At 41.2% G+C, this 26,539-nt stretch carries 28 protein-coding genes; 22 read left to right on the top strand and 6 right to left on the bottom strand.

Annotated elements, in window-relative coordinates; translation table 11 throughout:
* Positions 1-30: 30 nt before the first annotated feature.
* The gene (gene betB, locus ABRT01_RS07615; RefSeq protein ID WP_269412492.1) at positions 31-1,500 is read right to left on the bottom strand and encodes a betaine-aldehyde dehydrogenase; all 1,470 of its coding nucleotides are present in this window, start codon (positions 1,498-1,500) and stop codon (positions 31-33) included.
* Positions 1,501-1,750: 250 nt separating this feature from the next.
* Between betB and cudC the strand changes: the two genes are divergently transcribed.
* A complete protein-coding gene (cudC, locus tag ABRT01_RS07610) occupies positions 1,751-2,314 on the top strand; it encodes a choline uptake/conversion transcriptional regulator CudC (RefSeq protein ID WP_269411774.1) in 564 nt (187 codons plus the stop codon).
* 33 nt (positions 2,315-2,347) lie between these two features.
* Entirely contained in the window at positions 2,348-3,241 is an 894-nt protein-coding gene (locus ABRT01_RS07605; RefSeq protein WP_269411775.1) for a glycine betaine ABC transporter substrate-binding protein, read from the top strand.
* A gap of 61 nt (positions 3,242-3,302) precedes the next feature.
* Here ABRT01_RS07605 and ABRT01_RS07600 read toward each other — a convergent pair whose 3' ends face one another.
* Complete coding sequence (locus ABRT01_RS07600; protein ID WP_269411776.1) at positions 3,303-3,440, bottom strand: hypothetical protein; 138 nt, start codon at positions 3,438-3,440, stop codon at positions 3,303-3,305.
* Between the two features lie 131 nt (positions 3,441-3,571).
* Entirely contained in the window at positions 3,572-3,988 is a 417-nt protein-coding gene (locus ABRT01_RS07595; protein WP_269411777.1) for a YmaF family protein, read from the bottom strand.
* A 222-nt stretch (positions 3,989-4,210) separates the two neighbouring features.
* Here ABRT01_RS07595 and ABRT01_RS07590 point away from each other — a divergent pair, with 222 nt between their 5' ends.
* Positions 4,211-4,666: a flavodoxin domain-containing protein gene (locus tag ABRT01_RS07590; protein WP_269411778.1), complete on the top strand. Its 456-nt coding sequence runs from the start codon at positions 4,211-4,213 to the stop codon at positions 4,664-4,666.
* Positions 4,667-4,731: 65 nt separating this feature from the next.
* Here ABRT01_RS07590 and ABRT01_RS07585 read toward each other — a convergent pair whose 3' ends face one another.
* Positions 4,732-5,349: a C39 family peptidase gene (locus ABRT01_RS07585; protein ID WP_269411779.1), complete on the bottom strand. Its 618-nt coding sequence runs from the start codon at positions 5,347-5,349 to the stop codon at positions 4,732-4,734.
* A gap of 298 nt (positions 5,350-5,647) precedes the next feature.
* Here ABRT01_RS07585 and ABRT01_RS07580 point away from each other — a divergent pair, with 298 nt between their 5' ends.
* Positions 5,648-5,875, top strand: coding sequence for a hypothetical protein (locus ABRT01_RS07580; RefSeq protein WP_269411780.1), 228 nt, complete (start codon positions 5,648-5,650; stop codon positions 5,873-5,875).
* A gap of 100 nt (positions 5,876-5,975) precedes the next feature.
* The gene (locus tag ABRT01_RS07575; RefSeq protein ID WP_269411781.1) at positions 5,976-6,929 is read left to right on the top strand and encodes a DMT family transporter; all 954 of its coding nucleotides are present in this window, start codon (positions 5,976-5,978) and stop codon (positions 6,927-6,929) included.
* 59 nt (positions 6,930-6,988) lie between these two features.
* Here ABRT01_RS07575 and ABRT01_RS07570 read toward each other — a convergent pair whose 3' ends face one another.
* A complete protein-coding gene (locus tag ABRT01_RS07570; protein WP_367746732.1) occupies positions 6,989-8,323 on the bottom strand; it encodes a short-chain fatty acid transporter in 1,335 nt (444 codons plus the stop codon).
* Between the two features lie 202 nt (positions 8,324-8,525).
* On the opposite strand from ABRT01_RS07570, the gene phnX reads away from it, so the two are divergent.
* The 5 genes from phnX to xsc all read left to right on the top strand — a co-directional run bounded on the left by phnX (position 8,526) and on the right by xsc (position 14,701).
* Complete coding sequence (gene phnX / locus ABRT01_RS07565; RefSeq protein WP_269411783.1) at positions 8,526-9,350, top strand: phosphonoacetaldehyde hydrolase; 825 nt, start codon at positions 8,526-8,528, stop codon at positions 9,348-9,350.
* 57 nt (positions 9,351-9,407) lie between these two features.
* A complete protein-coding gene (locus tag ABRT01_RS07560; protein WP_269411784.1) occupies positions 9,408-10,130 on the top strand; it encodes a GntR family transcriptional regulator in 723 nt (240 codons plus the stop codon).
* A gap of 405 nt (positions 10,131-10,535) precedes the next feature.
* Positions 10,536-11,891, top strand: a complete 1,356-nt coding sequence (locus tag ABRT01_RS07555; protein ID WP_367746731.1) for an aminotransferase — start codon at positions 10,536-10,538, stop codon at positions 11,889-11,891.
* Positions 11,892-11,953: 62 nt separating this feature from the next.
* Positions 11,954-12,892, top strand: coding sequence for a selenium metabolism-associated LysR family transcriptional regulator (locus ABRT01_RS07550; RefSeq protein ID WP_269411786.1), 939 nt, complete (start codon positions 11,954-11,956; stop codon positions 12,890-12,892).
* 33 nt (positions 12,893-12,925) lie between these two features.
* Positions 12,926-14,701, top strand: coding sequence for a sulfoacetaldehyde acetyltransferase (gene xsc / locus ABRT01_RS07545; RefSeq protein ID WP_269411787.1), 1,776 nt, complete (start codon positions 12,926-12,928; stop codon positions 14,699-14,701).
* Positions 14,702-15,021: 320 nt separating this feature from the next.
* Here xsc and ABRT01_RS07540 read toward each other — a convergent pair whose 3' ends face one another.
* Positions 15,022-16,521: an APC family permease gene (locus ABRT01_RS07540; protein WP_269411788.1), complete on the bottom strand. Its 1,500-nt coding sequence runs from the start codon at positions 16,519-16,521 to the stop codon at positions 15,022-15,024.
* Between the two features lie 403 nt (positions 16,522-16,924).
* Here ABRT01_RS07540 and ABRT01_RS07535 point away from each other — a divergent pair, with 403 nt between their 5' ends.
* From ABRT01_RS07535 to ABRT01_RS07480, 12 genes are all read left to right on the top strand, one after another.
* On the top strand, positions 16,925-17,026 hold the full coding sequence (locus tag ABRT01_RS07535) for a putative holin-like toxin (protein ID WP_367746730.1): 102 nt from the start codon (positions 16,925-16,927) through the stop codon (positions 17,024-17,026).
* Positions 17,027-17,402: 376 nt separating this feature from the next.
* Positions 17,403-18,617 (top strand): CynX/NimT family MFS transporter, encoded by a 1,215-nt coding sequence (locus tag ABRT01_RS07530; protein WP_439649452.1) that lies wholly within the window; start codon positions 17,403-17,405, stop codon positions 18,615-18,617.
* A 101-nt stretch (positions 18,618-18,718) separates the two neighbouring features.
* Positions 18,719-18,883 carry a hypothetical protein gene (locus ABRT01_RS07525; RefSeq protein WP_269411790.1) on the top strand — a complete coding sequence of 55 codons (165 nt, stop codon included), beginning with the start codon at positions 18,719-18,721 and terminating at the stop codon, positions 18,881-18,883.
* 287 nt (positions 18,884-19,170) lie between these two features.
* Positions 19,171-19,902, top strand: coding sequence for a 5-oxoprolinase subunit PxpB (pxpB, locus tag ABRT01_RS07520; protein ID WP_269411791.1), 732 nt, complete (start codon positions 19,171-19,173; stop codon positions 19,900-19,902).
* 57 nt (positions 19,903-19,959) lie between these two features.
* Positions 19,960-20,712, top strand: a complete 753-nt coding sequence (locus ABRT01_RS07515) for a LamB/YcsF family protein (RefSeq protein ID WP_439649437.1) — start codon at positions 19,960-19,962, stop codon at positions 20,710-20,712.
* A 27-nt stretch (positions 20,713-20,739) separates the two neighbouring features.
* A complete protein-coding gene (locus ABRT01_RS07510) occupies positions 20,740-21,693 on the top strand; it encodes a 5-oxoprolinase subunit C family protein (protein ID WP_269411793.1) in 954 nt (317 codons plus the stop codon).
* Positions 21,690-22,259, top strand: coding sequence for a nucleotidyltransferase family protein (locus ABRT01_RS07505; RefSeq protein WP_269411794.1), 570 nt, complete (start codon positions 21,690-21,692; stop codon positions 22,257-22,259). The genes ABRT01_RS07510 and ABRT01_RS07505 overlap by 4 nt, the downstream gene beginning before the upstream one ends.
* Before the next feature lie 49 nt (positions 22,260-22,308).
* Positions 22,309-22,803, top strand: a complete 495-nt coding sequence (locus tag ABRT01_RS07500; RefSeq protein WP_269411795.1) for a DUF1648 domain-containing protein — start codon at positions 22,309-22,311, stop codon at positions 22,801-22,803.
* A gap of 189 nt (positions 22,804-22,992) precedes the next feature.
* Positions 22,993-23,733, top strand: coding sequence for a Cof-type HAD-IIB family hydrolase (locus ABRT01_RS07495; protein ID WP_269411796.1), 741 nt, complete (start codon positions 22,993-22,995; stop codon positions 23,731-23,733).
* A 206-nt stretch (positions 23,734-23,939) separates the two neighbouring features.
* Positions 23,940-24,125 carry a cold-shock protein gene (locus tag ABRT01_RS07490; RefSeq protein WP_269411797.1) on the top strand — a complete coding sequence of 62 codons (186 nt, stop codon included), beginning with the start codon at positions 23,940-23,942 and terminating at the stop codon, positions 24,123-24,125.
* 363 nt (positions 24,126-24,488) lie between these two features.
* Positions 24,489-26,012 carry an acetaldehyde dehydrogenase ExaC gene (gene exaC, locus ABRT01_RS07485; RefSeq protein ID WP_269411798.1) on the top strand — a complete coding sequence of 508 codons (1,524 nt, stop codon included), beginning with the start codon at positions 24,489-24,491 and terminating at the stop codon, positions 26,010-26,012.
* 72 nt (positions 26,013-26,084) lie between these two features.
* Positions 26,085-26,438: a DUF779 domain-containing protein gene (locus tag ABRT01_RS07480; RefSeq protein ID WP_269411799.1), complete on the top strand. Its 354-nt coding sequence runs from the start codon at positions 26,085-26,087 to the stop codon at positions 26,436-26,438.
* Positions 26,439-26,539: the final 101 nt, after the last annotated feature.

The raw sequence follows: 26,539 nt of genomic DNA, 5'->3' as shown, positions 1-26,539 counted from the left end.
GTAAGCCCCCTTGAAGATTGTAAATAGAAACTAAAACCAATTGATCGGCTCCGGTTTTAAGTTATGGAAAATATGTTTCGTTTCCTGATACTCTTCCAATCCTGGTTTTCCAAGTTCACGACCAATACCGGATTGTTTGAAACCGCCCCACGGTGCATGTGGAAAGTAAAGGTTAAAGTCATTGATCCAAACGGTTCCCATACGCATCTTGGCAACACAGCGCTCAGCCTTGGCGATATCCTTTGTCCACACCCCGCCGGAAAGTCCGTAAATTGAGTCGTTTGCCAGATTGATAGCTTCATCTTCGGTTGTAAACTTCTCTACCGTAATGACAGGACCAAATCCTTCATTCTGTACTACGCTCATCTCGGTTGTACAGTTAGTTAGAATGGTAGGCAGATAGAAGAAGCCGTTTTGTAATTCCGGATCTTCCGGACGTTTGGCACCGATTGCAACTGTTGCGCCTTCCGCGATGCCTTGTTCTACATAGCTCGTCACTTTATTTAAATGTTCTTGGGAAATAAGCGGTCCCATTTGCGTTGACTCATCAAAACCATTACCAAGTTTGATGTTTTTCACGCGTCCCACCAATTTCTGAACAAAATCATCGTGAATGCTTTCCTCGACAATTAATCTTGTGCCCGCGGAACAAATTTGCCCAGCGTGGAAAAAGACGGCATTCATTGCTTGATCAACCGCTGTTTCCAAATCGGCGTCGGAAAAAATAACATTAGGATTCTTACCGCCAAGTTCCAGTGCTAGTTTTTTTACATTGACACTAGCCGCTTGCATGATCTTTTTCCCGGTTTGAATCCCGCCGGTAAACGAAATAAGATCAACATTCGCATTGTTGGAAAGTTCAGCCCCAACCGTATCTCCAGCGCCAAGAACAAGATTGGCTACACCCGCCGGCACGCCCGCTTCTTCGATTAATTCAAATACTTTTACATGGGTAAGCGGTGTGATTTCACTTGGTTTGATCACTAATGTATTCCCGGCAGCAAGTGCGGGGGCCAATTTCCAAGATGCTTGCAGTAGGGGATAATTCCATGGTGTGATTTGTCCACACACACCAACTGGTTCTTTGACAACTTTACTAACGGAATTTGGAATGGGAGAGTTTATGATTTCTCCACCATCTTTATCTGCCATTTCCGCATAATAACGGAAAACACCGGCAATATCGTCCATATCTCCACGGCTCTCCTCGATGGTTTTACCTGTATCAAGGGATTCGAGTTCAGCTAATTCCTCTTTATCCCGCTCGATAAACGCTGCGATTTTACCAATGATTCTGCCTCGTTTAGTAGCTGGAGTTGTTGGCCAAGGCCCATGATCAAATGCTTTTCTGGCAGCGGCAATTGCTGTTTTTGCATCAGCAACATCCCCTTCAGCCGCTACTGCGATAACTTCTTGATTAAATGGATTGATAATTTCTCTTGTATTACCAGAGATGGAATCGATCCATTGCCCATCAATATATTGTTGTTTTAAGGTCAACATTATCCCTCCTCATCATTAAGTTTATTTAAAAAAAATTTAATGGATTGAACAAATGTAATGTATCATGTGATTTTAAGTTTGTCAAAAGTGAAAAATATTAAATTTGCCAAACCCTAATGGTTATATATTATTCACCATGTTTTATGTTATTTGATGATTTGACAATTCGTTTTAATCCGGTATTATTAACTTTGTAAAAAAATAATTTAACAAATTTAATTTTTAAATAAGAAATGGAGGTGAACGAATGGCATATGCACAAGAAGATGAAGTTCGAAACAAGCTTGATGAAGCTAAAGATCAGGTGATTGGCGCAATATCTGAAACGATGGATCTTTATGGCGTGACACCATCTGCGGGGAAATTATATGCAATGATGTATTTCAAGGAGCAGATGAATCTGGATGAAATGCGCCAAGAGCTGGGCATGAGTAAGCCAAGCATGAGCACAAGCGTCCGCAAGCTTCAAGATAATGGCATGGTGAAAAAAGTATTTCAGCGTGGATCCAGAAAGCACACATATGTAGCAGAAAAAGATTTCTTCCGTTCATTCATGTCTTTCTATTGTCAGATGTGGGAGCGGGAAGTGAATATGAATATGGAAGCCATCGATCACGCCCAAGTGGATATCCGTGAGATTTTTGAAGATGAGACCGTTCCCAATGACTTGCGAAAAGAGGCTAAAGCAGATTACGACCTGCTCGAATCATCAAAGGTGTATTACCGTTGGCTGGAGCGATTAACAGCCAGTATTCGAACAGGGGAGATATTTGAATTTTTACCGAAAAATCCGGGGGAAGACAATAAATAATTTGAAATAACATGGGGAGGAGAATGTAAATTAATGTCTTTTAAAAAACTGTATATGTTTATTCTATTCATTCTAGTAGTAGTGCTTACAACAGCATGTGGAAGTACAAGTAGTGGAGAGAAAAAGGATTCAGGTGAAAAAGCAGCTGGCGATAAAACAATTGTCATGGGACAGATTAATTGGGCTGAAAATATTGCTGTCACCAACATGTGGAAAGTGATTTTGGAAGAGAAAGGTTACGATTTGGATCTGAAATTGCTGGACATGGGTACACAAATGGCAGCTCTTGCAAGCGGGGATTTGGACATTAGCCCAGAGGTATGGCTGCCTGTGCAGGATGCCAATTATTTGAAACAGTATAAGGATGAAGCCGATTTCTCGGATGAAACCTGGTATGATACAGCAAAAGTTGGACTGGTTGTTCCGGAATACATGGATGATATTAACAGTATTGAAGATTTAAATGCCCATAAAGATGAATTTGAAGGAGAAATTACCGGATTTGATGCCGGCGCCGGAACTATGGAAGTAACCGAGGATATGATGAAGGAATATGATCTTGACTTTGATTTGGTACCAAGTTCCGAACCGGCGATGATTACGACTATTCGTGAAGCGATAAAAGATAAAAAAGCGGTTGTTGCACCGCTTTGGAGTCCACATCGCGTATTTTCCGAAATGGACTTGAAGTTTTTGGATGATCCGAAGAAGGTTTATGGCGATGCGGAGAAAATTCACCATGCAACAAGGCACGAATTTGCAGACGATTATCCCGAGGTGGACAAATGGTTGAAAAATTGGAAAATGGATGATGACCAGGTTGGTGATCTCATGAGTACGGTAAATAAAGCTGAAGATCCCGAGGAAGGTGCAGCCAAATGGGTGGAGGATAATCAGGATTTGGTAAATGAATGGCTGGAAGAATAAATCATACAAAAGGTGTCATATCCTACAAAAGGGTTTGACACCTTTTTTGAAAAATCTTTTTTTATGCCTCATCATCCACTGGTTCCGCTATTTTACTGGCTATCCAACGCTTGGCTATTTCTTCATCGATATCATATTCTTTTCCTGCACGTAATAAATCACCATGGTAGGCGGTTTGCACATTCATTTTTACTCTCATTTTGGTATGGCTCCTTTTACAAAGAATGCAGATAGGTTGTATATTAAAATCACCTTACATAAATTATTATATCGCCCTTCATTGAAATTGAAAATAGGGTTTGTATAAATTCAGATTTGCCTTGATTGTATTCAGCTTTTCGATGGCCTGGTAAATCCTTTAATCGTATGGGTATGCCCATCGTTTTCGGTTGTTCTGATTTCGGCATAATGGGTGTGATAGCCGTCTGGCAAGGATATTGGCGGACTGGTATATGCTTCATAATAATGAATATGTCCATCCTCAAACGTTGTATTTCCCCATATTTTGTGGACATGACCTTCTTTTGTTTCAATTGGTGTACTTGTTACCCCGGGATGTAAATGGGTATGTTTATCATTGCATGATGTTGCTCCAGTATGAGCATGTGTATGCCCTTTTTGTTCCTGTCCCATTGTCTGGGAAGGACTCATTTTTGCACGTTGTTCGGGATAATTCTTCTGTTGCCAGTTTGGATAGACCGGTGTATATGGGGCATAACCAGGAAACTGTCTCATGTCATAATACAATGTATACAACTCCTTTGATTTTTATTGTCATGATAGGCTATGATCATGAATCTTGTACGGTGAAAGAAAAAATTGACTAGATAGAACATAATGCGTCTATTGTCACAGCTTTGCCATAAAAATTTCGCCTTTGAGTAACCAATAAGTATATCAATTGAAAATAATTATCATTATCAAGTAGAATAAAGTTAAGCTACAATTTAGGATGTGGGGGATGACATTATGGCAAAAATTATTTTGTTGGATGCCAGTATGACAGGCAGCACGGAAATAATGGCTGATGCGATCGGTGATTATGTAAAGGGTGCTGGTCATGAGCTGGTACGTAAATCATTTGACTTTGATGATATTGATGTACAGGAATTGCTCGATTATGATGGGATATTGATTGGCTCTTATACATGGGATGATGATCTGCCATATGAAGTAGAGGATTTTTACGATGATCTGGATAGTGTTGATTTGACTGGAAAGCTTGTAGGTGTATTTGGTTCATGTGATTCGTTTTATGATTCATATGGCGCTGCACTTGAGACCATTGCTGCAAGAATCCCGGAAATTGGCGGTACGATGTATGAAGAAAAATTAAAAGTTGAACTGGAGCCAAATGATAAGGATATTGCAGATTGCAAACGATATGCTGCGGAATTTTTGGACCAGCTTGCGAAAATGGAATAACATACGTGTAAATAAAGGTGGTGGAAAGAGGGAAAGTAACAGATCCCCCTCTTTTCAATTTTCTATCATTCGGATTTGTCTACGTCTACCGTAACCGCACGTTTTTTCATGGAGGCCCAATTATGCTCGAATATATGTCTATCATAATGTTCTTCTTTTCCAGTATAAGGATCATTCACAATGACATGGTCACCATCAATCCCAATAATAACAACCGCATGTTCATTACAGTACCAGTCAATGGTGTTGCCAGCCGGATCTTGCCATGATTTACTATGATAGGTTTCATTCTGATTAATGGTGGTCCAGGCCATCACTGGTGTCCCGGAGCGTACAACGTTCAGTAGTACCTCAAAGTCCTGCCCCGTTAAGTCAACGCCTTTCCCTGGCAGAAAGTGATCAATAGTTTCCAGAATCGGTTTTTCAAAAACTCCAAAACTACCATCATCGGTATATGGATCACCAACAAATTGGTCGTTGGGGTTAGCCCCATACCATGTTCCGTCCACAAACCTGACTTTTTCACCCTTTGAAAGCTTCTCGACTACTGCAAATTTACTGACCGTTTTTCCTGCCCAGGTGAGCAACATGGCTAAAGATGTTGCTTCACAACCGGTGGGTAATTCCGGGTGTTGATTAATAGTCGGAACACCATCAATTTTGCATTTATGTTTATTTTCCACCTTATCAAACTCCTTTCATAATTATTATACAATATTGGAAGGCGAGTTGTCTGTCCCGCAAGTTACTTTCCGAAAACACATACGTCAGCCTGGTTAAAATATTGGGAAAGACATAAACGAACAAAATACCCATTCTTGTATTGACGGGGATTTGCTTACAGGAATGCGGCGTAATCATGTCAAGATGGTTGATGCCCGTCAGCCTAGATAAAAATACCCAGATCCGGATTCGTTCCAATGGCACTTGTGAAGGGTATAGTGGCATGATAATTTAAACTTGTTGAGGAGGCGGGGCACGTTGGACAAGAAAATGATAGACAGCTTATTGCAGACCATCACGGATATGACGGACGAGGTAGAGGATATACAGTCAAGCGGGTATCTTCTTAATGAATTCGTTACCGATATAGAAACAAAAATCAACGAAACAGGCCATGGATTAACAGGATTGCAGCGTGATATCCGTGAAATTGATCAAAGTGCTGCCAAAGTGGTCGATAAAATTTTGGAAAAGAAAAACCAATGACGTAAAGCAAATTAAAGCGTGCACAAGCAGGCTTATTTTTTTTGCGTGAATTTTTTGGTATGCTTTTAGATATATTTGTGTTTTCGAGTGGAGGAAGACTATGAAAAAATCAAGTAATTCATTTACGATACTACTCCAAAAAAATAAGGGACTCATGTGGCTGCTGATTTTGACGATTACACTCCTTTGGGGCTATGCATGGGTGTTAATGAAAGAAGTACTTGCATATATGGGACCGTTTACTTTTTCCTCCTTTCGATTTGCAACAGGGTCGATCGCGTTGCTATTGATTGTATGGCTGTCCAAAAAACGATTTCCGCTCAAACGATATTGGAAACCGTTATTAGTACAAGGAATCTTGCAAACATCCATTGTTTTTCTCCTCGTTATGTATGGACTCCGGTTTGTGGATGCAGGGAAATCCTCGGTACTATTATATTCGATGCCAATGTGGAGCAGTTTATTGGCCGGAAAATTCCTCGGTGAAAAATTGACATCAGCAAAATGGGTCGGTTTACTGATTGGGATGGTTGGGCTTTTAACTATTTTGGGCTGGGACATATGGATTGGTCAAAGCATAAAGGTTCTTTTTGGGGAGTTGCTTATCATTATTGCTGCCATATCCTGGGGTGTCTCAAATGTTTATTTTCGTAGGAAACTTCAGCATTTGCCAAAATTGGAAACCAACGCTTATCAAATGCTGTTTGGTACAATCGTCATGATTATTGTCACGTGTCTCATGGAGTGGGGAGAACCAATTGATTTAAACGTACATAGTATCTACTATATTTTGTTTACTGGTATTCTGGCATCTGCGTTATGTTTTACAGTTTGGTTCCTCATTTTAAGTTTAATAGATATGGTGACCGCAACGATTTCCACACTGCTGGTCCCGGTTTTTGGCTTGTTGTTCAGCAGTTTGATTATTGACGAGAAACTATCTGTTGGTGTTTTAACTGGCTCAGGCTTGATTATATTCGGGATTATTGTTGCACAGGTGACGAGGAAAGAAAAAGCACAGAGAGATAAGGCAGATGTCCAGCAAGGCAGGTAAAATTCAAAACCCTCACATTATCGTTTGTGAGGGTTTTGAAGGTTGTTACTTGTTACTCGCTAAAAGAACAGTAGACCAATAGCGATTGGGAAGAAACTGTAGATTAGGATCAAGACACAAAAGCCCATGATATCGCGAACTTTCAAACCGGCAATCGCTAGTAACGGCAATGCCCAAAATGGCTGAATCATATTGGTCCATGCATCTCCCCATGCAACAGCCATCGCAGTTTTCGCCGTATCTGCACCAATTTCCAGTGCAGCCGGTACCATAATTGGTCCTTGAACTGCCCATTGCCCGCCACCGGAAGGAACAAAGAAATTGATGATACCGGCACTAATAAAGGTAAACAATGGCAGAGTTGTTTCATTGGAAATACTGACAAACCATAAAGACATTTGTTCCGATAATCCGGATGCGACCATCATACCCATAATGCCGGCATAAAAAGGAAATTGAATAATGATCCCGCCGGCATTTTTCACCGCACTGGTAACACTGTTCAAAAACCGGCGTGGTGTTTGGTGAAAAATAATTCCCAAGAACAGGAAGGTAAAGTTAACAATGTTGATATTTAAATCAAAACCATTTTTGAAAAAGAAGTAAATAACGAAACAAAGTCCCAGAATACCTGTGAGATAGGAAACGATCCGGCTGTTTTCCAGTCGTTCTGCGGGTGTCAATTTTTCGATATCCACGCTATCTTCCGCTTCATTTTCAGTCATAGATTCCGACTGCCATGATGTTGCATCAGTATTTTGCAATGGTCCTCTCGACTTTATCAAAAACCGGTTAAAAAATGGTAAGGTAAACAATAGCACCAAAACGATAAAAATATTAAACCAACTGAACAATGTTTCGGTTACAGGAATAATACCAATAGAATCTTCCAGAAAATGTCCCGGGGTTGCGATTAATAGCGGAATGGAACCGGATAATCCGCCATGCCACAGAAGAAATCCACTATATGCACTTGCCATCAGTACCCGATAATCCACTGTCGGAACGCGTTTTGCGAGATGAATAGCGTATAATGCACCAACAACCAATCCAAATCCGTAATTGATTAAACAAGCGATGGAGGCAATAAAGGTAACCGCCAAAATAGCTTGTTCAGGCGTATTTGCCAGCTGGCTTAATTTGGCCAGCAGCTTTTTGATGATTGGTGTGCTAGCTAGAATGTAGCCTGTTACTACAATTAAGGACATTTGCATGGCGAAATCAAGTAAATCCCAGAACCCGGATCCCCAGTAATCAATCATCTGGATTGGTGAACTGCCGGTAAAAATGATACCCAATACAAAAACAGCAAACGTTAAAATGATCGCAAATAAAAACGCATCAGGCAAAAAGCGCTGTACCATCCGATCGAAAAAAATTGTGATTGACCGCATAAATTTCCCCTCCTTTTTATGAAATCGGTTTCTAATTATATATTACCAAATGGTTTTTAAAATGGGTATATAATTTATTTTTATTAATTTTAAAATGGAATATATTAATCCAAACATTTACAAAATACTGTGATTCATTATATTATAAAGGTGGATGAAAATCGCTTTGGATTAATTATGAAATGACAAAGGTGGAATCTGGATGAATGATCAATCTCTGCAACATGTCAAGGCAGTATTTATGGATTGGGCAGGAACAATGGTTGATTATGGTTGTTTTTGTCCGCTGGATGTATTCTTGGAAGTCTTTAATAAAAAAGGTATTGAAGTTTCACATGAAGAGGCACGTGAACCAATGGGACTTCCTAAGCGGGATCATATTAAAAAAATTTGCGAAATGGATAGAATTGCAAATGCCTGGGAAAAGAAGTACGGGCGATTTCCCAATGAAAAAGATGTGGATGGACTATATGCTGATTTTGAACCGGCTTTGTTGTCTATTTTACCAAGTTATAGCACACTTATTCCAGGTGCTGCTGAAACTGCCCAATGGTTACAAAAGAATGGAATTAAGATAGGATCAACAACAGGATACACAAGGGATATGATTGATATCGTGGTCCCGTCGGCAAAACAACAGGGATACGATCCCGACTCAGTCGTTACATCTGATGAAGTTCCAGCCGGACGTCCAAACCCTTGGATGATTTTTCGTAACGCTATGAACCTAGGAGTCTACCCATTAAGTCATACGGTTAAAATTGGTGACACGTTAAATGATATAAACGAAGGAATAAATGCTGGAACGTGGGTTGTAGGGGTTGTAAAAGGAAGTAGCGAACTGGGCATGACTGAAAAAGAGGTAAATGAATGCGATCCAGATATACTCCTGGAAAAAATGGAAGCGATTAAGAGGCGTTTCAAGGGAGCGGGTGCGGACTATGTTATTGAATCAATTGGGCAATTGAAAGAGGTAATTCCCAAAATCGATCTCCAAATATCTCAATTAGAAAGGGAATTTGTATAAAGTATTTGGACTCTCTGGAACCCCAAAGATTAAACAACCTGTAGAGAGGGGGATATCATGCAACTCGACTATTCAAATTCCATCCCATTGCATATTCAATTGAAAAAAATAATTGAAGCTCAAGTGACGGAGGGAGTGCTATCTGAACAAATTCCAAGCGAACGACAGTTTATGGAAGATTATAATATTAGTCGCAGTACGGTTCGTGAGGCGATTAATTTGTTGGTCAGAGAAGGTATATTAGAAAAACGACATGGGAAAGGGACCTTTGTTTCGCTAAAACCGATTCATGATTGGTTGGGAAATTTAAGTAGTACGACGGAAACAATCCGCAATATGGGTATGAAGCCGGGGGCAAAACTTATCACACATTATCGCACTACACCATCTGGCTACATACGGGAGATGACCGGCTTTACCGAAGCATACTTTATCAAACGAATTCGCTATGCAGACGATATTGCTATTGGTGTGGAACGACATTATTATCCGGTGCCAATCGGGGAGCGGTTAGCTCAGTATGATCTTGATAATGCCACACTTTATGACTTGATTGAAAACGAGCTCGGTATTCAGTTTGCTGAGGCGAATCAAACGATATCCAGTGGCCCATTATTAGTAGAAGATCAAGAGTATTTAGGGGCTTCAGCCAATCAACATGTGTTAATTGCGGAACGGATTATTAAAGATCAGGCAGGTAATGTTATCGAAATGGAAGAGGCGTTCTACCGCAGTGATATGTACAACTTTAAAATTAACTTATCACGAAAATTTGGCTAAACGGGCTGTAATCATTTATAAATAGGTTAAATAAAACTTATTGTGTTTTTAAATATCAAAATTTAATAAAAACATTGAAATTTACCCGTGAGTTAGAATATACTAATTATAAACCTAATTCAACTGGTACGGACGTCACGATCTTGAGCAACGTCTTGCAGTAGTTATTTTTTGAGTTGGGAGTAATTATAGCGGGCATTGAGGTCTTACACAAAATTAAGAGGAAGAAAAACAGTCGGGAATGTAAGCGATTTCCCGGGGCTGTAAATATCGAGGTGTTTGCATGAACGGTAACTGCCTTTGATGAAGGTTGATTTATAGGTACCAACGAGCACACTGAAGAGGGTACTTTTTAGGGTGCTCGCCCATAATATGTATCTACTATTTTCGAATGGAGGCATTGATATGAAGACTGAAGTGGAAAAACATGCTGTATCAGAACAAACAACATCACATTTGTGGAATGCTATGCATAAATACAATCCGGATGCTCAGGATATGATGGCGGTATCCGGTAAAGGGTCATGGTTTAAAGATGAGAATGGCAAAGAGTATCTCGACGGTGTATCAGGATTATGGTGCTTAAATCTTGGCTACGGTCGGGAGGAGATTGCTGATGCAGCTGCAGAACAAATGAAGAAACTGACTTATTTTCCATTAACTATGAATCACCCGCCTGCTGTTGAATTAGCTGGGAAGATCAGTCAGCTCTTGGATGCAGATTATCAAACATTTTTCTCAAATAGTGGTTCCGAGGCTAATGAGACAGCGTTTAAAATTGCCCGACAGTATCATAATCAGACCGGTAATCCTGGAAAGTATAAATTTATCTCGCGTTACCGGGCATACCACGGGTCAACCCTTGGTGCATTAAGTGCAACCGCACAAGCGAATCGACGTACGAAATATGATCCCGGCGCACCAGGTTTTTTACATGTTTATCCACCCTATAGCTATCGCTCCGTTTTTGAAGGAAGTCCGGAAGAATCGGACTTGAAAGCAGCGCAAATGCTGGAAGAAATGATTAATTGGGAAGGGGAGGAAACGGTTGCAGCAGTGATTATGGAGCCGATTATCTCTGGTGGAGGAGTCCTTGTACCGTCACCGAAATATATCCAGCGTGTTGCTGAGATTTGTAAAGAGCATAACGTACTTCTAATTATGGATGAAGTTGTCGCCGGTTATGGTCGAACAGGAAAAATGTTTGGTTTCATGCATGCAGAGGGTGTTCAACCTGATATTGTTACGATGGCTAAAGGTTTGACGAGCGGTTATTTACCACTGGGTGCAACATCAGTTAAAACGGAAATTTATGATGCCTTTAAAGAGGCGGGAAAAGATAAACATTTCCGTCATGTTTCCACGTATGGAGGTCATCCGGCTGCATGTGCGGTTGCACTTAAAAACATTGAAATTATTGAGCGGGAACACATCGTGGAGCGTGTACAAAAACTTGGTGAAACCAAACTGGCTAAGCTTCATCAGTTGCAAGACCACGAAAATGTTGGTGAAGTTAGACAAAAAGGATTTTTAGTAGGAATAGAAATGGTTACAGATAAACAGTCCAAAACACCAATTGATGAGGCAACAATGGGCGAAATCGTAGGGAGGTGTAAACAAAAAGGCCTGATCATCGGTAAAAATGGCGATACTGTACCAGGTCAAAACAATGTGATTATTATTGCACCGCCACTTTCTAGTACAGAAGAGGATTTGGATTTTGTTGTAGAGACGGTTGAGTCTGTTATTCGGAGTATCTAGATTGTGAACTTCTACTTCCTTGGGAACAGGGGGAATGGAAGTTAGATGGGAAGGTAATAGATTTGAATTATGAACGATTAAAAACGTTTATTGCTGTTGCCGAAAAAAAGAGCTTTTCAGAGGCCGCCAAAATTTTATATGTTACGCAACCAACGATAACATCACAGGTAAAGGCTTTGGAGGAGGAACTGAATACCAAGCTATTTGAACGAACAACGAAAAAGGTAGCGATGACGCAATCTGCACACATTTTATTGAAATTTGCCAAGGAGATTGTTCGTTTGAGTGACTCAGCCCAAAAAGAAATTTCACAAATGGAAAGTACAATAAATGGCGATTTGCGGGTGGGATGTAGTCTGACTGTTGGAGAATATATACTTCCAGAGTTTTTGAAGCGGTTCAAAGATGCATTTCCACATGTCCGAATGAGTGTGGAGATCGCCAATTCACATCATATTGTCGAGAATATAAAGGATCAGGTTATTGATGTGGGTTTAATCGAGACTCCGATTGAGGATCAAAAAATTGTGAGCGACCCTATCCTGGAGGATGAACTTGTTTTAATTACGAAACCGGATTACTTTTCAAGTCATGAACTGCAAATTTCGCAGGAAAAATTAAGGGAAGTACCACTCATTATTCGTGAACAGGGGTCAGGAACCCGATCTGTTGTGGATCATTATCTTAAACAGGCCGGGCTTTCGTTAGACGATTTGAATGTGGTGATGGAGCTTGGTAGTACCGAAGCAATTAAGTCAGCAGTAGAATCTGGATTAGGAGTCTCATTTATTTCCAAAAACACCATAAAAAAAGAGCAAAAGTTAAAATTACTGAAGACGTATCAGGTGAAAAATATCTCGTTTTACCGTTATTTTTATATTGCCTTTCGAAAAGATCATGTTTTAAAAACAACAACGGAGTTATTTATCAAAGAACTGGGAGACATTATTCAGGAAAAGGAAGTAGGTAAGCTAATTCCGTTACCATCAAGCAATTGTTGATGATAGATTGATAATTTTTAAGGAGGAATTCAAATGGTAAACCAACAAGCAGAATTGAAGAAAGCAACAAATCAAAAAGTGAAGATGACACCTAGTGAGGCAATCGTCGAAACATTAGTAAAAGAAAATGTCAAAGAAGTTTATGGAATAGTTGGCTCCGCATTTATGGATATGCTTGACCTGTTCCCGACTGCCGGGATCCGTTTTATACCGGTACGTCACGAACAAAGTGCCGGTCATATGGCGGATGCGTATGAGCGGGTTACAGGAACTGCCGGGGTGATCGTCGGTCAAAATGGTCCCGGGATTACAAATATGGTAACGTCCGTAGCAGCGGCCAATCAGGCGCACAGCCCGATGGTAGTTATTTCTCCATCTGCAGGGACAGGATCTGTTGGTTTGGATGGTTTCCAGGAAGCTAATCAGGTGTCCATTTTTGAAGATATTACCAAAGAGACTGTACGCGTAACCAATAAAAACCGTGTAGCCGATTGCCTGAGAACTGCCTTTCGAATTGCGTATGCAGAACGTGGGCCGGTGTTATATGATATACCTCGCGACCTGTTTTATGGAGAAATAGAAGATTATATCCTCGAGCCAAGTCAATATCGCACAGACAAGCGCGGCAGTGGTGATCCGGCATCAATTGAGAGGGCTGTTTCCCTATTAAAGGATGCGAAAAACCCTGTTATTATTTCGGGTCGCGGATCTGTAGATGCAGATGGTATTGATTCAGTTGTAAAAATAGCAGAACATTTGTCAGCACCTGCTGCTTGTGCATATATGCATAATGATGCTTTTCCAGTCGATCATCCACTTGCTGTTGGGCCAATTGGTTATATGGGATCCAAGGCTGCCATGTATACACTAAAAGAGGCTGATGTTGTGTTAGCCATTGGAACACGTCTATCACAGTTCGGAACGCTTCCTTGTTATGATATTGACTATTTCCCTAAGGATGCCAAAATCATTCAAGTCGATATCAATCCACGGCAAATTGGGCGTACACATCCGGTTGAAGTTGGTATTATTGGTGATGCCAAAGCAGCCAGTGATGAAATTTATCGTCAGCTTCAGTCAGCTGTGCCATCTCCGGTGAAAAATTCGGCACGTTTAGCAGAGGTTAGTGATTTGAAAGAAAAATGGGAACAGGAATTAGTTGATCTGGCAATGGTGGATGGCGATCCAATCAATCCAAGACGGGCACTATTGGAATTGACTAAAGCACTTCCAAAGAATACAATCATCTCATCCGATATTGGTAACGTTTCATCGACTGCAAATGCCTATTTGAAATTTAATCAAACGAGACGTCATATTGCCGCGTTAACATTTGGCAATACAGGTTTTTCTTATCCGGCAGCACTTGGCGCCCAGTTAGCCGATCCTGATGCACCAGTTGTAGCGATTGTTGGCGATGGTGCATGGGGCATGAGCCTGCATGAAGTAAGCACGGCAGTTGAACAGAACATCCCAGTTATCGCTTGCGTGTTTAACAATAGATCATGGGCAGCAGAAAAGAAAAATCAAGTTGATTATTATGATGATCGTTATGTTGGATCGAATATTGAGGGCCCTGATTTTGCCGAAGTTGCCAAGTCAATGGGGGCGCTAGGCTATACGATTGACAAAGCAGAAGATATCGGTCCAACTGTAAAAGAGGTATTAAAACAAAGAAAGCCTGCCGTTTTGAATATCTATGTAGATGGGACTCAGCTGGCGCCACCATTTAGAAAAGATGCATTACACATGCCTACTCGCTTGTTGGATAAATATAAACACCTTGATTATAATGAATGGAAAAAATAACATATAAGTGCGTGTTCAAAAGGAGGATAAAAAGGACCGAGAAGTTCTAGGCGGCGCAGCTTTGAGCACCGGAGTGTACATAAAAGGTACATGAGGAGCGGAAAAGCAAGTCAACGACGAAATTCGAAGTGTCATTTTTACCGGACTTTTTGAACATCCTCTATAAACTGAAAATGCTCCGTACCAGTATCATTGGTATGGAGCATTTTTTTAAAGACACCAGACGACGAATTAATAGTTCCATTTAGCGTGATTCAGAAATAACTAGCAGCAGACAATAAAATTGGGACAGAAGCATTATCACCTGTCCCGATTTTATCTTATTCGTTTCCTGCTTCAACCCCCGGAGTATTCAACTCTGTTTTATTTTCTTCAACTTTAATCTGTTTATTTCCAAGGATCAAATAATTTAACTCCTCTGTGGGGATTTGGTTAAATTCTTTTCGTTTAGCTAAATAAAATACTACCCCAAGAACTATCCAGGCGATTAGGGCAATTCTTGACTGAATACCCAGGAACGCCGGAGAACCAGGGATAAGTAGAAGTAAGATAAACGTTATACTTGCCAGCATCCCTACAAGTGAAAAAAGTTTCTTTAGAGGTGCAATCACATGTTTACTTGGGTTAAAGCTACTGTCCATCGACCATTTAAAAATGATATATGCGGTATAACAAGTATACAGATAGGCAATGGATACCCCGATAGACGACATGTCAACGACCCAAGTTAATGCTTCACGCCCAAACCATGGGGCGAACATTGACAGTATGACTGTAAAAATAATACTGACGTAAGGCGTTTTGTATTTCGGATGGACTTTGGAAAATATCTCAGGCAATATTTTGGCACGTGACATGGCGAAAAGCAGGCGACTTGATGAAATAATAAATCCATTTAAGCCGGTGAAAATCCCCATACAAAGCGCAGTCACGAGAATAACCAAGCCAAATGTACCGAGTACGCCGGTAATGGCATTCGCTGTACCCCAAAGATTGTTTTCCGCAGCAAGCGCGTCCCATGGGGTTGCCATTGCCGTGACGCCTACCATAAATACATATAATAACCCGGAAAAAAATAGAGCCAAAACAATGAGACTAAATGCTTTTTTGGTAGAGAAGTTAAATTCCTCAGCGGCTTGCGGGACATTGTCAAAGCCAACAAAAGCCCATGGTGCAATGGCTACAATTGAGATAATCGCGGCAAATGATGTGGTGCCTGTTGGAAATAATGGTTGCATGTTCGCAAAAGATGTTTCTGGGCTTCCACCAACCAATAGTGTTAATGCTAAAACACCTGCAAGCATAATACAACAGAAAATAAATTGCATTTGACCACTAAGGCCGGTACCGCGGAAATTCAAGTAACCGAACAAGATCAGTACTAAAGTGGCGATGATAACCTCCGTTCCATATACATCCCAGCCGGCAATTTGATACATATGCAGATTCTCAATAAATTTCGGGAACACAAATTTAAACATTAAGGTAAACGCGGATGCATTAAGTGCAACGATACATATATAGCCTAGGGTCAGAAACCAGCCACATATAAAGGCATGTGTTCGTCCAAGGCTAACAAAAGCGTAGGCAAATTCTCCACCCGATACGGGGAAACTCTGAATTAAAAATCCGTAGCTGACTGCAATAAGCATCATGAGTGCTGCTCCAATGGAAAATCCGATCATAACCCCCAGTGGACCACCATCTTTCATCCATATGGTCGGCTGGACAAACGCACCCCAGCCAATCGATGATCCCAAGGCAATCGCCCAGACCCAGTGTGGTTTTAGCGTCTTTTGCAGTTCTTCACGCTCTGCCATATACAAAATCCTCTCCCTCTCTTTTTGTAATCGCTATCATAATTATTGATATAACATTTATCTATTATTTTAACTGGTTCGCACCAGTATAATCAATCAATTTTACAAATTTAGATTATTGCAATATAAAATAAAGCTTATGATAAATTCTTATAGGGCAGGAATACCCAGCAGAAGTAGAGGAGATTTTCCCATATGGAAATGCCCCCAATGGTTTGTTGTATTTCATAGCGTACAACAAGTAGCTATCATGGGTGGCCGTCCGGGTTGCTACGTAGGAAAAATGGTTCATTTGGCAAACAAATGTTCTGTTTATGTGGTTATTTTAGCAAAGTTTGTGCTATACTAAAACTAAGATAATGTTCTTTTAGGGATTGGTCGGCTAGCCCTTTATAAGGTGGTGATGCCATTGAGCATTTTCGAGGCTTTGATCGTAATGTTTACATTCGGCACGTTTTTGCTGGGTCTGTTTACTTTCATCCTGGATTTGATCAATAAAAAATAGACCTCCCTATTAACCCAAAACAGTCGAAACGGGAGAGGTCTATTCCTGGATAGCTGATACCCTGGGGGAACCGCTTATCGCAAGACCACAGTTGCAGCTGTGGTCTTTATAAGTATATGCATATTTCTACCTATAGTATACCATATAAAAAGGGTTTGGAAAGGGAAATAACTCTGTAAATAACATAGCTTGGCTAGTTACCATTATCTACCATAAATATTGCTATCGAACAATATTTACGCTGTAATTGAAACAGTATTTTACCTTCCAATATACGGGAGATGGTAATATGCCACACTATTCAAATGTTATCCGTTCAACCGATTAATGTGCTATCATAGGAACAGTGATTTTGAAAGTGTGGAGGAATTGTATGATGGATGTAGATAGTTCGTTAACAAAAAAAGATACCAATCGGATGTATCGTTTTTTAATATATGCTGGAGTCATTATTGCGGCATTTAATTTGCGCCCATCCATTACGTCAGTAGGTCCGGTTATTGGGCTTATTCGCGATGACGTTGGGCTGTCTAATTGGAGTGCAGGGATCATTACAAGTTTACCACTGATAGCATTTGCACTTATTTCGCCGGTTGCACCCAAAGTTGGTAATCGTTTTTCCAATGAACGGGCATTGCTAATCGGCCTGATTTTGTTGCTTATCGGGATTAGTATTCGATCGATCACCTCTGTTTCCTTGTTATATATCGGTACGTTACTTGTTGGCATAGGGGTGGCCTTTTGCAATGTGCTCCTGCCCGGTGTAATAAAGGAGAAGTTTCCCAACAAAGTGGAACTGATGACCGGAGTGTACTCTACCGCAATGGGTGCACTTGCTGCTACGGCGTCTGGATTAAGTATTCCGATTGCGAAAGGACTAGGATTGGGATGGCAAATTGCTTTATTGATTTGGGCGGTGCCGGCAATTATCGGAATTCTTATTTGGGCCTATCTTAGTAAAGGTAAAAAAATGGAGAACCAGCAAGAATCGCAATTTGTAACATCATCGAATAACCGTATTTGGCGATCCCCGTTAGCGTGGCAGGTTGCCTGTTTTATGGGATTTCAGTCATTTTTATTTTATGTTACTATTTCCTGGCTGCCGGAGATCATCCATGATTACGGTGTTAGTATTGCAACGGCAGGCTGGATGCTCTCATTTATGCAGTTGATCGGCTTGCCGTTTAGCTTCCTGGTGCCTGTGCTTGCCGGACGTTTTAAATCGCAATGGTGGCTTGCCTGGCTGCTTGCCTTATGTGCGATTGGCGGGTATAGCGGCTTACTGCTCGGTAGTGGGTTCGTTATTATGATTATTAGTGTCATTTTAATTGGGATTGCACTTGGGGGCGTCTTTCCATTAGCATTGGCATTTTTGGGTATGCGCTCACGAAATGCCAGGCAGGCTGCTGAATTATCCGGGATGGCGCAATCATTCGGTTACTTATTGGCAGCTATTGGACCAATATTTATTGGATATTTATATGATCTGAGCCATAGTTGGACGATACCATTAATAACGTTGATCGGTGTAGGATTTATTGTTATTATTTTCGGTTCGTTTGCCGGACGGGATAGGTACGTATCGGATTAATAGTTAGTAAAAAATAGATTGATATAACCATGCACTTATTTGATGGCAGACCAGCCTGTGATATATGAAAAAGCCCGGTTAGAAATAAGGAGAGTGAAGACGTGCGTTTGTTAATTGAAATAATGGGCTGGATACTTGCAGCAATCGGAGCCTATTATATATCTGAAGAAAATACGATGGTAATTCATTATATACTGTTAATCGTCGGGATTGTTATTTTGTTAATGACACTACCGTTTAAAAGCTATCGCTACAAGAAACGATAAATTGAAAAAAGAAATGGAAGTGACACTATTATTTTGATTGGTGTTACTTCCTTTTTTGGTACATAGGTTAGTTCTGTGATTCAGGACGGAGTGGTTCTGCATATCCGCCAGAAAATGGGAATGGCTAATATATTATTTGAAATCGCTGATATAAATGTGGTTGTTGTTTGAACATACTATAAATAGATAATACATTCCAATGCCAATTTCGGATGGAATGTCCAAGCCAGAATCTATTTATGTTTTGTGCTACAATTTAGGAAAATGTCTTGGCAGGGAGGCTTTGTATGGGTAATGTTACGATAAAACCGGTTGGTGATACGTCGTTGAAAGTGGAGTTTCATGAAACAGTTTCACCGGAGTTAAATAGGAAGATTCGTACTTTTTGTCAGAAACTGCAAGAATTGTCTTTAACAGCGGTGGAAGAATGGGTGCCAGCGTTTGATTCGGTAACTGTTTATTATCAGCCGACACATATGACATATGAAAGCATTCGGAAACAATTGCAACAAATTGTGTTAACTGGAAAGGATGACATAACGCTAACATCCAGATATATCTATGTCCCTGTTTTATACGGCGGAAAACAGGGACCTGATTTAACCCGTGTTGCAAGCCATAACAGGTTAACAGAGAATGAAGTAATCGCGATTCACCAAAGGAATGAATATCTTGTCTACATGCTTGGATTTTTGCCGGGATTTCCTTATCTTGGTGGCATGGATAAACGTATCGCTACACCTCGGCTGGATGAACCGCGAAAGAGGATTGATGCAGGTGCCGTTGGGATTGCCCATGAACAAACAGGAATATATCCACTGGCTTCTCCTGGTGGCTGGAATATTATTGGAAAAACACCACTTCAACTGTTCCAGTCTGATAAGGAAAATGATGCTTTTTTATTTCAAGCAGGTGATGTCGTGTGCTTTTATGAAATAACTGCAGAAGCGTTTGCGGAAATCGAGCTGCTTGTGAAGGAAGGCAGCTTTCGTGTGAATGAAAAGTTTAAACAAAGATAATACCGTGGTAATGAAACTGGTTGATGTGTACGGTGAAATAAGGGAGGATGGATGAACATGGATAAGCAAATTGATTTGAATTGTGATATGGGGGAAAGCTTTGGCAGGTATACTATTGGTGCAGATGCGGACATGATGGCATATATTACATCGGCAAATATCGCCTGTGGCGGACATGCTGGTGATCCGGAAGTCATGGAGCAGACCGTTCGTTTAGCCAAACAACATGGTGTTGCCATAGGTGCACATCCTGGCTTTTTTGACCTGGCTGGATTTGGGCGTCGGATGATTGATTGCTCGGCTGCAGAAGTTTACCGGCTGGTGGTTTACCAGGTTGGGGCACTTGCTGCCTTTTGTAAGGTTAACCAGGCAAGGATGCAACATGTGAAACCTCATGGTGCATTGTATAATCTTGCGGGTCAAAACCGACAGATCGCAGATGCTATTGCTCGGGCTGTTCATGACATTGATCCATCGTTAATATTATATGGCTTGGCAGGCAGTGAATTGTTGCAAGCGGGTGAGGATCAAGGGTTACAAGTTGCTTCCGAAGTTTTTGCCGATCGAACCTATCAGCCAGATGGACGCTTAACACCAAGAAAACATCCAAATGCGATAATTGAACAGGCTGAAGCGGCTGTACAACAAGTGGAGCAGATGGTGAACCATGGTGTTGTTGAGGCGGTTGATGGCACCCAAATTAAGATTCGCGCCGATACCATTTGTTTACATGGTGACGGAGTGAATGCTGTTGCCTTTGCAAAAAAACTGCGAAGGAAACTGGAAGATGCTGAAATTAACGTAGGATAAGTTTAGGACTGAATTGGAGGTGCTGTAATGGCAGGTCAAAAAATATTTACTGTGAACAAGCCAGGAGTTATAACTTCTTTTCAGGATATGGGACGTACAGGATATCAACGGTTCGGTGTGCCGGTCGCAGGTGCGATGGATGTATTTGCATTTCAGATTGCCAATATATTGGTGGGAAATAAGCGCAATGAGGTTTGCTTGGAAGTTACACTCATTGGCCCGCAACTGGAGGCGCACTACCCCATTACTTTAGCCATAACAGGTGCTGATTTACAACCATCTGTAAATGGAAAGTCGGTTCACATGTGGGAGACGTTTACAATGGAGGAAGGGGACCAATTAACATTTGGCAAGCTTCAATCAGGGGTGCGGGCATATATTGCAGTAGCTGGAGGGTTCGCTGTACCCGCCATCTTTGGAAGTAAATCAATGGATATGAATAGTGGTTTAGGGTATATGCTGGAAAAGGGAGAGGCAATCGAGGGAAATCCTGTTGCAAGTCGTTCCGGGATTGGTCTTTCCAGAAAGGTTATTCCCATTTATCAAAAGGAAATTGATGTAGCCATCATTGAAGGACCGCATACCAATCTGTTTACAGAGGCGGATCGACAACGTTTTTACCAAACAACATTTATCGTTGGAGCTAATTCCAATCGTATGGGATACCGTTTGGAGGCAGCCGATTTTCAAATTACTCCATCAGGGGATATCTGGTCGGATGCCACGCCATTTGGAGGAATACAGATACCACCAAATGGTCAGCCAATTATATTGATGGCAGACAGGCAAACGACTGGTGGCTACCCGCGGATTGGTACGGTCATTTCTACTGACCTCCCAAACATTGCCCAGCTTCCCCCGCAAGGGAAAATCCGCTTTTATTCCATTTCCGTGGAAGATGCACAGCAACGACTAGTCAAAAGGGAAGCATTTCTGGAGCGGTTGGAAACCTTTCGTGTCGGTTTGGAGATAGGGAGATGAAGTGGCTTACGGAACAGGACATTGTAGGTATGATACACGAAGATGTATGGATGATGGAGGCATTACAGGCGGCAAAAAAATTACAGTTACCGGATTGGTGGATTTGCGCAGGTTTTGTTCGGACTAAAATTTGGGATACATTGCACTATTATGAGGAGAGAAGTCCACTTCAAGATATTGATGTTATTTATTTCGATAAGAATGACTTGAAGGAAACAACAGAGAAACGTTACGAAACCATATTGAAAGCTGCTGCACCAGAATATCCCTGGTCAGTAAAAAACGAAGCGCGGATGCATATCACAAATCAGATCGCTCCGTATATATCTTCGGTTGACGCCATTGCCAAATTCCCGGAGACGGCAACATCGCTTGGTGTCCGTCTTAATGAAAAAGACCATATTGTACTTACTGCTCCGCATGGAATAAATGATTGTGTACAATTGACAGTCAGACCAACACCTTTCTTTTTATTGGATAAACAGCGCATGGGTTTTTACAGGAAACGTTTATCTCAAAAGAATTGGCAGGAAACCTGGCCAAAATTGACAATTAATGAAACCTGAGATCCGCGTTTAACGTATAAACGTAAAAAAGCAAGGGGGCGAATATGTTATGCGCGATCGTCCAAAAATAGATCTTCCACCTTCTAAATGGGTGCAATTTTTAAACCTGATAGCTATGCTTATGCTGCTTAGTTCCATTGTTTATGTAGTGCTAACTTATCGCAGTCTGCCGGAAACAGTCCCTACGCATTTTAATGGAAAAGGGGAAGCAGATGGCTGGGGACATAAGGGAACTATTTTTCTTTTGCCTGTGATTGCAGTTATCTGTTATATCCCGCTTTATTTTTTGAGCAAGGTACCACATACCTTTAATTATACGGTAGAAATAACCAAGGAAAATGCACCTCGTTTGTATCAGTCAGCACGCTTGTTTATGACGATTATTAATGCCGAGACTGTAGCTATTTTTTCTTTTTTAACATGGGAGACAGTACGCGCCGCGAAAGGTTATGATACATTTGGTGTATGGTTAATCGTTGCGATCATAGTGGTACCATTAATTACGATTATTGTCTTTATGGTAAGGATGAACCAACTTCGGTGAACAAGAAAATCCCAATGGGCCATAAATGGTTTCTTTATTATTATTGGCCAGCCTTTGGTAAAATAGGTAATAGATAAAATTGCGTCATTCAAGGCGTACAATTGGCACTGGTGTTAATTCCGTTTTTAACAATACGTTTGTAAAATCGCGATATTCGAAACTCAAATATATTGGACAGGGAGCGTACATATGGATAACAAACATGAAATCAAATTGGTAGCACTAGATATGGATGGAACGTTGTTAACGAGTGAGCAGAAGGTATCAGAACGTACACAAGAAGCAATTAAACAGGCGCTTGCCAATGATGTACAAGTGGTATTGAGTACGGGACGGTGGATTAGTTCATGTCACCCGTTTGCTGAAAAACTAAATCTTACATCGTATTTAGTGACCTGTAATGGCGGGGAAATCTGGACGGTACATAAAGAATTAATTGAGCGGCACTTGCTTGATACAGAATTGATTGAAATGATGTGGGAACTTGGAGCCGAAAATGATATGAACTGCTGGATGATCTCAACGGATGATGTCTGGTATGACGCACGTCCGGATAATTTTTATGACCATGATTGGCTTAAAATCGGCTTCGACTCCCATAACAAAGAGAAATTGGATGACCTGGTGGAAAAACTGTCCTATCACAAGGGCTTGGAATTATCAAATTCTACTCCAACCAATATTGAGATCAATCCGGCCGGTGTTAACAAAGCAACGGCCATTACCAAGGTATGTGATTGGCTGGGGATGAGGATGGATAACGTCATGGCAGTAGGCGACAGTTTGAATGATATCAAAATGATCCAGGAAGCCGGGATCGGTGTGGCCATGGGAAATGCCCAGGAAGCGATCAAGATGGCCGCCGATTTCGTAACGGATACGAATAATCAGGATGGAGTAGCTATGGCAATAGAACGTTTTGTATTGTAATAAGGGCAGTTTTAAGATAACACCTTAGAATGGCTTAATCGATTTAAAAAAGTCAATAAAGTCAATCCCGGGATGATACAAAGTTACATGGCTAAATTGTCGTATTTTAACTTGTATTGTCTAAAAGCATCCAGAAAATTGCCAGCCCTTTCTTTGTCTGACGGAAAGGGGTATAATGGTAATAGTACCAGAAAGGGGTTGCTATCATGTCATTTTCACGCGGACCAAAAGAACCGGTTCCAGAGGTGGAAACCAATGTATGGTCATGTACTAGTGAAGACTGTCAGGGTTGGATGCGCGAGTCCTTTAGTTTCGAGCAGGAACCAAAGTGTCCGCTCTGTCATTCATCGATGAAGCGGGAAGTCCGTGTACTTCCGGAATTGGAAAGTTGATCATACGGCTGATAAATCATCAGTTGAACAATTTTACATGAGTTGATACATGACTTTTTTTATGTTCATATTTGTGGAGATGTCTGATCAGCGGCTTTTGTTTAGGGAAAAAAATAACTGAATTGAGCAATTGGAAAACAGGTTCCACCCTTGGAATGTGTTTTCTTTTTTTGTCCTCCGAAAGCTCCCATACATCTACATAGTGGAGGACTGGACATATAAAACGTGAAAACAATCACGTATCAAAGTATTGGAATAATTGGGAACCTCCTGTTATACTCTTAATAGATGATTTTGTCTATATGACTTCATCAATTAACTTTTGCAAGCGTTAACAAAAGGGATTGGGGAGGAATGATCGTAATGAGGTATGCTAATCCAAACACGGAAGGTGCCAAGGTATTCTTTAAAGAACGGTATGACAATTTTATTGGAGGTGAATATCGAGCGCCTTCGAGTGGAAAGTATTTCGAAAATGTTAGTCCTGTTACCGGGAAAGTATTTTGCGAGATTGCCAGATCTAATAAAGAAGATGTGGAAGCGGCCGTAGATGCAGCCTATAAAGTGAAGGATGAGTGGGGAAAAACATCGCCTGCACACCGGGCAAACATACTAAATAAAATTGCTGACCGGATAGAAGAAAATCTGGAAACACTGGCAGTAGCAGAAACATGGGACAATGGAAAGGCGGTTCGGGAATCACTTGCTGCTGATATGCCGCTTGCTGTCGATCATTTCCGGTATTTTGCCGGTGCAATTCGTGCTCAGGAAGGCGGCATTAGTCAGATTGATAATGATACGGTTGCCTACCATTTCCATGAACCGCTTGGTGTCGTTGGGCAAATCATCCCATGGAATTTTCCGATTTTAATGGCCACATGGAAACTTGCTCCGGCATTGGCTGCGGGGAACTGTGTTGTATTAAAGCCTGCAGAACAAACGCCGGCGTCCATTCATGTTTTACTGGATCTGATTAAAGACTTGCTTCCTGCAGGTGTGTTAAACATTGTCAATGGCTTTGGTGTAGAAGCCGGAAAACCATTGGCAACCAATAGCCGAATTTCCAAGGTCGCTTTTACCGGTGAAACAACAACTGGAAGATTGATCATGCAATATGCTTCAGAAAATATCATCCCGGTCACACTTGAACTCGGCGGTAAATCACCGAATATTTTCTTCCCGGATGTGATGGATAAAGACGATGCCTTTCTGGATAAGGCTGTCGAGGGATTGGTTATGTTCGCATTGAACCAGGGTGAGGTTTGTACTTGTCCATCACGTGCACTGGTGCATGAATCGATTTATGATGAATTCATGGATCGTGCTATTAAGCGGGTCAAAGAAATCAAAATCGGTCATCCGCTTGATACCGACACAATGATGGGCGCGCAGGCATCTCTTGAACAAATGGAGAAAATCAAATCATATTTGGATATTGGTAAGCAGGAAGGAGCCGATGTACTTGTTGGCGGCGAAGTCAATCAATTAGACGATCAATCACTAGCCGATGGTTATTATATCCAGCCAACAATCTTTAAAGGAAATAACAGCATGCGCATTTTCCAGGAAGAAATTTTTGGACCGGTTCTGGCCGTTACAACCTTTAAGGACAAAGAAGAGGCAATGGAAATCGCCAATGATACCTTGTACGGACTTGGTGCTGGTGTCTGGACCAGGGATATTAATACAGCATACCGGTTTGGCCGTGGAATTGAAGCGGGCAGGGTATGGACCAACTGCTATCACCAATATCCCGCACATGCAGCATTTGGTGGCTACAAAAAATCCGGAATTGGCCGGGAAAATCATTTAATGATGCTGGGTCACTATCAGCAAACGAAAAACCTGTTGATTAGCTATGGTGAAGGAACGGCAGGGTTATTCTAATAAAATACTTACGATGGTCGGGGGGGGGGGCATATATTTTTGTTCCTTGTCCATTAGTAGGGGGTGTGAAACATGGTTGAACGGGTGACGGCTACGGATGAGGCATTAAGTTTGATAGAAACATTGAAAGATATCCATGGGCCACTAATGTTTCACCAATCCGGCGGCTGTTGTGATGGCAGTTCTCCAATGTGTTTTCCCAAAGGTGAATTTATTGTTGGTGATTCTGATGTGCTGCTTGGCGAAATCGGTGGTACCCCATTTTATATGTCAAAGGATCAATATGAATACTGGAAACATACCCAGCTTATTATTGATGCGGTTGATGGTCGCGGTGGTATGTTTTCCCTGGAAGGACCTGAAGGAAAACGATTTTTGACCAGGTCAAGGGTGTTTACCGAAGAAGAGCGGAAAGAATTAACCTAAGTTCTGAAAAACAAGGCCATGCGGAGATACAACTCTGCATGGCTTTGTAATATAAAAATTTTGCACTTATCCTGGGCAGGGCGCATATAATGAAATTAACC

It is taken from the genome of Lentibacillus sp. L22 (assembly GCF_040812445.1).
GTDB lineage: Bacteria > Bacillota > Bacilli > Bacillales > Amphibacillaceae > Lentibacillus_C > Lentibacillus_C daqui.
The sequence above is the reverse complement of the archived record's forward strand: the minus strand, read 5'-3'. Positions and strand labels throughout refer to the sequence as shown.